This is a genomic window from Burkholderia sp. AW49-1 (assembly GCF_053427845.1).
The window spans coordinates 1-8,653 of the sequence record NZ_JBSAXF010000062.1 but is presented as its reverse complement, the minus strand read 5'-3'; the positions used below and the strand labels follow the sequence as shown (position 1 = coordinate 8,653).

Annotated in this window: 10 protein-coding genes; 7 read left to right on the top strand and 3 right to left on the bottom strand. The window is 61.9% G+C overall.

What is annotated here, in order from left to right; all coding sequences use genetic code 11:
• The 4 genes from ACV22W_RS33260 to ACV22W_RS33245 all read left to right on the top strand — a co-directional run.
• Positions 1-2,212 (top strand): YadA family autotransporter adhesin (locus ACV22W_RS33260; protein WP_448023772.1); only part of this gene is annotated, 2,212 nt, incomplete at its 5' end.
• Between the two features lie 130 nt (positions 2,213-2,342).
• The gene (locus ACV22W_RS33255) at positions 2,343-3,008 is read left to right on the top strand and encodes an OmpA family protein (protein WP_448023770.1); all 666 of its coding nucleotides are present in this window, start codon (positions 2,343-2,345) and stop codon (positions 3,006-3,008) included.
• A gap of 106 nt (positions 3,009-3,114) precedes the next feature.
• On the top strand, positions 3,115-3,606 hold the full coding sequence (locus tag ACV22W_RS33250) for a hypothetical protein (RefSeq protein WP_448023769.1): 492 nt from the start codon (positions 3,115-3,117) through the stop codon (positions 3,604-3,606).
• Positions 3,607-3,630: 24 nt separating this feature from the next.
• A complete protein-coding gene (locus ACV22W_RS33245; protein WP_448023768.1) occupies positions 3,631-3,996 on the top strand; it encodes an H-NS family nucleoid-associated regulatory protein in 366 nt (121 codons plus the stop codon).
• 40 nt (positions 3,997-4,036) lie between these two features.
• Here ACV22W_RS33245 and ACV22W_RS33240 read toward each other — a convergent pair whose 3' ends face one another.
• Together ACV22W_RS33240 and ACV22W_RS33235 are read right to left on the bottom strand one after the other, a co-directional pair.
• Positions 4,037-4,603: a cytochrome b gene (locus ACV22W_RS33240; protein ID WP_448023767.1), complete on the bottom strand. Its 567-nt coding sequence runs from the start codon at positions 4,601-4,603 to the stop codon at positions 4,037-4,039.
• A 43-nt stretch (positions 4,604-4,646) separates the two neighbouring features.
• On the bottom strand, positions 4,647-5,021 hold the full coding sequence (locus ACV22W_RS33235) for a cytochrome b562 (RefSeq protein WP_448023765.1): 375 nt from the start codon (positions 5,019-5,021) through the stop codon (positions 4,647-4,649).
• 164 nt (positions 5,022-5,185) lie between these two features.
• Here ACV22W_RS33235 and ACV22W_RS33230 point away from each other — a divergent pair, with 164 nt between their 5' ends.
• The 3 genes from ACV22W_RS33230 (at position 5,186) to ACV22W_RS33220 (ending at position 7,671) form a co-directional block, all read left to right on the top strand.
• Positions 5,186-5,848 carry a response regulator transcription factor gene (locus ACV22W_RS33230; RefSeq protein ID WP_175909050.1) on the top strand — a complete coding sequence of 221 codons (663 nt, stop codon included), beginning with the start codon at positions 5,186-5,188 and terminating at the stop codon, positions 5,846-5,848.
• Entirely contained in the window at positions 5,848-7,188 is a 1,341-nt protein-coding gene (locus tag ACV22W_RS33225; protein ID WP_448023774.1) for an ATP-binding protein, read from the top strand. The genes ACV22W_RS33230 and ACV22W_RS33225 overlap by 1 nt, the downstream gene beginning before the upstream one ends.
• Before the next feature lie 162 nt (positions 7,189-7,350).
• Complete coding sequence (locus ACV22W_RS33220) at positions 7,351-7,671, top strand: DUF4148 domain-containing protein (protein ID WP_448023763.1); 321 nt, start codon at positions 7,351-7,353, stop codon at positions 7,669-7,671.
• Positions 7,672-7,703: 32 nt separating this feature from the next.
• Here the strand turns inward: ACV22W_RS33220 and ACV22W_RS33215 are convergent, their stop codons facing one another.
• Entirely contained in the window at positions 7,704-8,498 is a 795-nt protein-coding gene (locus tag ACV22W_RS33215) for a hypothetical protein (RefSeq protein WP_448023762.1), read from the bottom strand.
• Positions 8,499-8,653 lie beyond the last annotated feature (155 nt).

Here is an 8,653-nt window from a genome sequence, read left to right as displayed (position 1 = left end):
GTCGACCTCCACGTCGACCGGCCTCTCGTCGGCGAACAGCTCCATCAGCTCGCTGTCCACCTCGACTTCGACGGGCATCAACTCGCTGTCCACGGGCCTCAGCTCGACCGATAGCTCGGTGGCCTCGCTCTCGACTTCGACGTCGACTGGCCTCTCGTCGGCAACCAGCTCGATCAGCTCGTTGTCCACCTCGACCTCGACCGGCATCAATTCGCTGTCCACGGGCCTCAGCTCGACCGACAGCTCGGTCGCTTCGCTGTCGACCTCCACGTCGACCGGCATCTCGTCGGCAACCAGCTCGATCAGCTCGTTGTCCACCTCGACCTCGACGGGCATCAACTCGCTGTCGACCGGCCTGAGCTCGACCGATAGCTCGGTCGCTTCACTCTCGACTTCGACGTCGACCGGTCTGTCGTCGGCAACAAGTTCGATCAGTTCGCTGTCCACGTCGACCTCGACGGGCATCAACTCGCTGTCGACGGGGTTGAGCTCGACCAATAGCTCGGTCGCCTCGTTGTCGACCTCGACGTCGACAGGTCTGTCGTCGGCAAACAGCTCGATCAGCTCGCTGTCCACGTCGACTTCGACGGGTATCGGCTCGCTGTCCACCGGTCTGAGTTCGGCCAATAGCGCGATCACATCGCTGTCGACCTCGACCTCGACCTCGATCGAAGCCGCCAAGACGCATTACTACAGCGTCAACGACAATGGCACGCAGCAAGCCAACTACACCAACAACGGTGCAACCGGCATCAACGCGCTCGCTGCCGGCACGAATGCCAGCGCGTCTGGCGCCAGCAGCGTCGCGGTCGGCGACGGTTCGCACGCGTCGTCGGACGGCGCGGTCGCGATCGGCCAGAGCGCTTCGGCAACCGGCGGCAAGGCCGTGTCGATCGGCGTCGCGAACACCGCAAGCGGCGACGGTGCGGTGGCGATCGGTGATCCGAACGTTGCTACCGGCACCGGAGCGGTGGCGATGGGGGCGAACAACACGGCAACCGGCATCGGCGCGGTAGCGCTCGGCAATACCAATACGGCGGCCGGCGACGGCTCGATCGCCCTCGGCAACACGTCGACTGCAGCAGCAGCAGGCTCGCTGGCCTTCGGTTCGAACGCGGTCGCGAAGAACGTGAACGACGTCGCGCTCGGCACGAATTCGATCACGGGCAACGCCAACGCGACGTCGAGCGTGACGATCGGCGGTGTCACGTACCTGTTCGCCGGCAGTACGCCGACGAGCGTGGTGAGCGTCGGCGCACCGGGTGCGGAACGTCAGATCACGAACGTCGCCGCAGGCCAGGTATCGGCCACGAGCACGGACGCAGTCAACGGCAGCCAGCTCAACGCGACGAACCAGGCGGTCAACAGCCTGTCGACGTCGACCGCGTCGAACATCTCGTCGCTGTCGACGGGTATCGGCTCGCTGTCCACCAGCCTGAGTTCGACCAACAGCAACCTCACGTCGCTGTCCACATCGACCTCGACCGCGATCAACTCGCTGTCGACGGGGCTGAGCTCGACGAACAGTACGGTGACGTCGCTGTCCACGTCGACTTCAACCGGCATCGGTTCGCTGTCGACTGGCCTGAGCACGACGAACAGTTCGGTGGCCTCGCTGTCGACCGGCGTGACGAACATCAGTAACACGGTGAACCAGTTGTCGACGACGATCAACCAGAACCAGACGCGCACGGCCAACAGCAACGGCGTCGCGGCCGACATGAACGGTACCGGAAGCGATCGGCCGTCCGTGACGGCCGGCTCGAACTCCGTGGCGATCGGTGCGAATTCGACGGACGGAGGTCGCTCGAATGTAGTGTCGGTAGGCAGCGATACGCAACAGCGCCAGATCACCAACGTCGCACCCGGTACGCAAGGCACCGACGCGGTCAACCTGAATCAGTTGAATGAATCGATGTCGCAGTCGAATCAATACACTGATCAACGGATCAATGCGGTATCAAATCAGGTGAACCAGGTGGCGAAGGCCGCATATGCCGGTGTTGCCGCTGCCACGGCGTTGACGATGATTCCTGACGTAGACCTCGGCAAAACAATCGCAGTAGGCATCGGTGCAGGCACGTATAAGGGCCAACAGGCCGTGGCGTTCGGTGCATCCATCCGGTTTACTCAAAACGTCAAGGGGAAGATTGGCGCGGGTTATAGCTCGCAAGGCACCAGTGTTGGCGTCGGTGCAGCGTATCAGTGGTAAGTGTTGGTAGAGATGGAGTCGACCGGAGGCCAGATGGCTTTCGGTCGACAAATAATCGGTTTTGCAAAAACAGCTGCCGATGCACCGTAATTCTTGTCTGCAATGTATCCGCTCCATACGAGAGACAACCATGAAATTGTCGTATGCCACTTCGTTGATATCTGCCGCCTTTCTGGCGGGCTGTTCTGCATCCGGACCGACCTACAACGCCTCCGAGCTTCTGCCGCGCGACGGCGTGCGCACGTTCCGCGTCGACTGCCAGGGGCTGCTGTCCACCTCGCAAACTTGCATGAAGGTTGCCCGCAGGATTTGCAGCGACCAACCCGTGCGCATCGTTGATTCGGGCCGTGCACTGCGCGACGAATCCGACCCCGTGATGCTGGTGTTCCAGTGCGGTGTGGCTGCTACGGCGTCGGCACCGTCCGCTGAACCGGCGCCTGCACCAGTCCCCGTCGACCAAATGAGCTTTGCGGGCGACGCGCTGTTCGCGACGGGCATCGCTACGCTCGCACCGGGCGCGTCTGAATCGCTGGACAGGATGCTGAGCAATCGAGAAGACCGCACGTATTCACATGTTGCGGTTACCGGCTATACGGACTCGGTTGGCAGCGCCGCCTCCAACCTCGATCTGTCGATGCGCCGCGCCGAAACCGTCGCGGGCTATCTAATGGCGCACGGGCTGAAGTCGAAATCGCTGAAGGTTACCGGTCGCGGCGCTGCAGATCCGGTTGCCCCCAATGCGACGGCCGAGGGCCGTGCCCGCAACCGACGGGTTGAAATCGTACTCACCAGGTAGCCACATTGCGGGGTTCAAGCGAAAGACATCGAACCCCCACTTTTCATATCAATATTTAAATTAAAAATTGCTTGAGTTGTTGAATGTGGGCGAAGACATATCGACCATGGCCTTTAATCCAACCTGCGTCTATGCGATGACATCTTCGGATCTCAAAAAATGGAATGAGTTGACGAATATTCTGGGTGATTACTGCGCAGACGAAATTGGTGGGGAGTGGGATTCCGTATGGTATCGAATTTTTCTGGCGTTAAGGGGAGATTCCGGGGAGGCAATACAGAGGGAATTCGACGGAATGGAAGGACACATCTACATTCTGGCTTACGACCTTGGCCTCGCACAGGGGGTGTGCGGAGAGAATTCGATGGCAGGCGTCGGAATCCGGAAGGGATTGACGGACGCAATTCGTGTGTCGTCGATCACCCCGTCACCCCACTTACTTGACATGGCGATCGAGCGTGGCATGAAGCATGGGATTTCGATAGTGGAACGCATTCGAGCCGAGACTTTTATGTCTAATCTTGCTGGAAACTTGCCGACGTTACATACGGAGAAATTGAAACGTGTTATCGACACGGCGCGGGATCACGACGCGTAGTTAATTGTAAAGCGGGTACTGGCATTGCTCACGGCAAGCGGAGTCGACATCCGTGCGCTCGTTAATCGTAAGAAACTCCGGTCGCACACACTCGGAAAGGTCGAGACCACATACCGGAATCCCGAGACAGGGGTCACGTGGACCGGAAGGGGGCGGATGCCTCGATGCCTTATTGGCCAGGATCTGAGGAAATTCGCGGTAGCCACCGAAACGGGAACCGATATGGAATCAGAGCAATCACGATTGAATCTAGGTCATCCGTCCACGAATCAAGCCGGATCAAGAAATTTCGGACGTCTGGGCGGGTTTGTATTTCACTGCCCGCGGCATGGCACGCCGACATCCGGGCAGTGGCGAAGACGAAGGCCGCCGACGTGGACAATGGCGTGATGGTTCGCGGTCCGCGAAGAGTGAGGCGCTGGCTCGACGTTCAATCTCGGACACCGGACGGGACGCGTTGCCGGGCGAGGCGCGCGGGCAAAGGCAGGATGCGCGGCAACACGTTCTCGGACTTGAACAGCTTGTGCGCCACCGCGCCCAGCACGTGCAAGCCCACCAGCGCGGCCAGCCCGTAAGCCGTCAGCGCGTGCAATTGCCCCAGCCAATGCGACAGTTCGCGACTCTTGGGCACCAGGGTAGGCAGCGAGAAGAGCCCGAAGCAACTGACCGTGTGCCCGGCCGCATTCGTCTTCATCCACCCGAGCACGGGGATGGCGAACATCAGCACATAAAGCAGCCCGTGGACGCTGCGTTCCGCGAAATGGTTCAGCGTACCGGCCGGATTGACTGATGGCGGGAGGCTGCGTCGCATGCGCAGCCGATTCACGATACGAACCGCCACGAGTCCAAGAATGACAATGCCGATCGACTTGTGCAGGCCGACGAGGTCTTCATTGTCGTCCAGCAGCAAGCCGACGATCAGGTTGCCGATCAGCGCGGCGGCCAGCAGCCAGTGCAGCAAACTCATCGACATGGGATAGCGGGTAACATTTTTCATGACGGAAATGCCTTTTCAGTGGCGAAAGGGTACGCTGCTCGGGTTATCCGAGCAGGTTGTGATAGTGCTTTTTCGTACCGTCGATCCGGCGCAACGCCTGCTTTGCGGCGGGTAGATCGTTGGCCTGGATGGCTCGGTCGACCGCGGTCAATTCATCCCGCAATGTGCGCATGCCTTCGTCGTATGTCGGTTGGTCGTCGCGATACCGCTGGCGGCTCGCCTGCTGCGCATCGCTTTCGAGCCGGGCCACGTAGCCGTTCATTTCCGGAATCGTCCGGCTGTTCATGGCACCCTGCATCGCGTGCTTCATGTCTCGCATCAGCGTCTTGATCTCGCCTGCGGACGCCGGCGCGGCAGCCACGAAAAGCAACGCGCCCAGCGTTGCGCAAAAACGGAGTCGGAACGGTAGCCTGGTCATGGTCGTCGATTCGGTTGCGAGTGTCGGTGACTGCGACCATAGAACGCCGACGTTAACGGATTCTTAAGGACCGGATCATTCCTCGTCGTGCTTGATGCCGGTCGGTTCCTGCGGTTATCGTGCGCCAATGGACGCCATGTCCCGACTAAAAGGAACGCGACACCATGCGGGTGTTACTCGTGGAAGACGACAAGCTGATCGGCAGCGGGGTGGAGGATGGCCTGATCGAGGCCGGCATGACGGTCGACTGGGCGCACGACGGCAGGCATGCGCAGCTCGCGCTCGAAACCACGCCGTATGACCTCGTCGTGCTCGATCTCGGCCTGCCCCGCATGTCGGGAGTTGAATTGCTCGACTGGCTTCGCAAGCGCCGCGACCATACGCCGGTGCTGGTCATGACCGCGCGCGACACCGTGGCCGATCGCGTGAGCGGCCTGAGCGCGGGCGCCGACGACTACATCGGCAAGCCGTTCGACCTGACCGAACTGATCGCCCGTTGCCGCGCGCTCGTGCGACGCTCGCAGGGCCGCAGCACCGAGACGATCGAATATGGCGACCTGTCGGTCGATCCCTCGCTGATGACGGTGACGCGCGGCACCGAACGGATCGCGCTGACGTCGCGCGAATGCGCGTTGCTGGTCGAACTGCTGGCGAATCAGGGCCGCCCGCTCTCGCGTACGCAGCTCCAGGACAGCCTCTATGGCTGGAACGAAGAAATCGAAAGCAATGCGATCGAAGTGCATGTGTCGAATCTGCGCAAGAAACTGGGCGCCGAATTGATCCGCACGATTCGAGGTGTCGGCTACGTGGTGGAGAAAGCGTCGTGATGCGCTCGATCCGGCAACGGCTGACCTTACTGGTGCTGTCGGGCGTCGTGGTGGTCTGGGCGTATTCGCTGGTGTCGAGCTATCGCCAGGCGATTCACGAAGCGGAGGAATGGGACGAAACCCGCCTCGAGCAGATCGCAAGAGCGTTCGTCGCGCTCGATGCATCCGATCTGCCGGTCTTCGCGGACATCGTTCTCGGCTCGGGGGAAGACAACGACGGCGACAACGATGCATCACCGCGCATGCTGTATCAGATCAGTGACGCGGGCGGACGCATCCTGGCCGCCAGTCCGGGGCTTGACTCGCTCGATCTGCCGGTGTTTCCCGCTGCCGCGTCGAACCCGATCCGGTTCGGCAATCCGAAATGGCACGCGTACGTGCTGACCGATGCCGCGCGCGGTCGTACCGTGCGCATCTTCGAACAACGCACGCACCGTTCGGACTTGTCTGCGGAGGTGGCGCGCCGTGTCGCCCGGCCGCTCGCTTTCGCGTTGCCCGTGCTGGCCGTGTTGATCTGGCTGGCGATCGGACGCAGCCTGACGCCGCTGCGGACGCTGTCGGAGGCAATCGATGCACGTTCGCCCGACAGCCTCGATGCGATCGGCACGAAGGGCATTCCCGACGAGGTGCGGCCCCTGGTGGCCGCCCTGAACACGTTGCTGCAACGCCTGCGCGGCTCGCTCGATCGCGAGCGTGCATTCACCAGCGACGCCGCACACGAGCTCAAAACCCCGCTCGCCGCGCTCAAGGTTCAGGCGCAGGTCGCGCTCACGGCGCGCGATCCGGACCGTCAGCGGCGCGCGATGCAGCGAGTCGTCGAAGGCGTAGACCGAAGCACGCATCTGGCGGACCAGTTGCTTGCACTGGCGCGACTTGACGAAGCCGTCCCGATGCCCGGCGAGGAGGTCGATCTCGCACGCGTAGTGCAGACCTGCATCGACGACCATCAGGCGCGCGCTGATCGCAAGCAGATTTCACTGATTTCACGCGTCGTCGGTCCGGTTATCGCACATGCGCCGTCAACGCTGGTGCGCGTCCTGCTCGACAATCTCGTCGATAACGCGATCAAGTACGGCCGCGAACAAGGGCGCGTCGAAATCACGTCGTGGCAGGATGCCGGCGCGATCCACCTGCAGGTACGGGACGACGGACCCGGCGTCTCGAACGAAAATCTGTCCCGACTGCAGGATCGCTTCTTTCGCGGCGCGGATCACGACGAAAGCGGCAGCGGCCTGGGGCTGTCGATCGTCGCGCGCATCGTGGCCAAACTCGGCGGGAGTCTGACGTACATCGACGGGTTGAACGGCAGCGGGTTCGGCGTGCGCGTTACATTGCCGTGATCGGCGCGACCGAAGCGGCGATTCCGGGTCCGCCCCTGTCTTTCATATCCGATGCGTTCAAGAATGCGAAGTTAACATTGCCTTCAGCTTTAGCGAGCATGCTGTCCTCAAGGCAGAAGAGATGTTCTCGGATGCCGACCCTGTTCACTGGAGGTCGAGATCATGAAATTCGCTATCCGTACCATCGTGCTGGCGGCGGCCATTATCCCCGCATTCGCATCCGCAGCTCAATCGAGCAGCGGCCTGACCCGCGCGGAAGTCCGTGCCCAGATCACACAGGTCGAGCAGGCCGGTTACAACCCGGCCCGAAAGGACATTCACTATCCGCAATCGATCCAGCAGGCCGAGGCACGCATCCGGTCTTCCGAATCGTCGCCGCAGGCCGATGCGTCGGGCTATGGGCCCGCATACGGGGCGGCGGCCGACTCGGGAGCCGCGATCCAGAGTCACGCCGCGGCGCCTCGGTTGTACACGCATCATTGACGGCACGCGCGTGAGCGTCAGGGCTACCTCGCTCAATACGACTTGCCCCCAACGGTCGCCGACTCGAGCTCACGAGTGATGATCTGGGTGCCGCCGACATTGGCGACCGACTTGACCAGACCGACGCCTGGCGCGAGCCAGTCGTCGGCGACCGTCGTGCTGTTCAGCGCCGGATTGGAGAACGTCTCGGTGACGTGATAGTGACACGCGCTTGCGAACACCTTGCCGTTCTTCAGGGTGACCGTTTCGCGCGCGATGTACGCGCGCTGGATCGATACCGCCGTCTGGGCGCCGCCTGACGGAATGACGGGCGTATCGACGTAGTTCGCAGTCTCGCTTCCCGACAACCCGATCGTCTCGACATACGGCGGCGAGTTGACGTCCCGCAACGCGAGGGTGCCCGAACTGTAAACCTCGCCGCCGTAATTCGCGCGCGCGCCGTTGCCGACGAGATAATAGTGATTCGTCTGGATCGGCGAACCGGTCGATGTTTCGGCTTGCTGAGTAAGCGCGACGCCTTCGAACGTTGCCGGCCCGTAGGTGCGCGTGTACAGGCCATTGTCGACGGCCGGACTTTGCGACGTCGCCTGCGTATACATATGCAGCTTTACGGTGTCACCTTGCTGATAGACCGGATCGCACTCGAGGTTCGAGGCGGCGGTCGTGCCGGCCCCTCCGCTCGGAGCCCCCGGCGGCGGCATCGTGCCGGTCGTTTCGCTCGACGTTCCCTGGGCGCCCGGAGCCGGAGAATCGTTGCCGCCACAACCGGCCAGTATCAGACCGATCAATACGGCGATCGGAAACCACACGAATTGCCTGTTCTTCATCTTTGTTCTCTCAGGTCAGTTGAACACCATGCTCATGGAAGGTTTTTGTCGTTTTCGCCGATCAGTAACACGTGCGGCTGCGGCGAGTGCGCGATCGTGCGCGATCCGGTCGATGCGAACACCGGAGCGGCGCAGCCCCGGTGTCGGGTCACCGA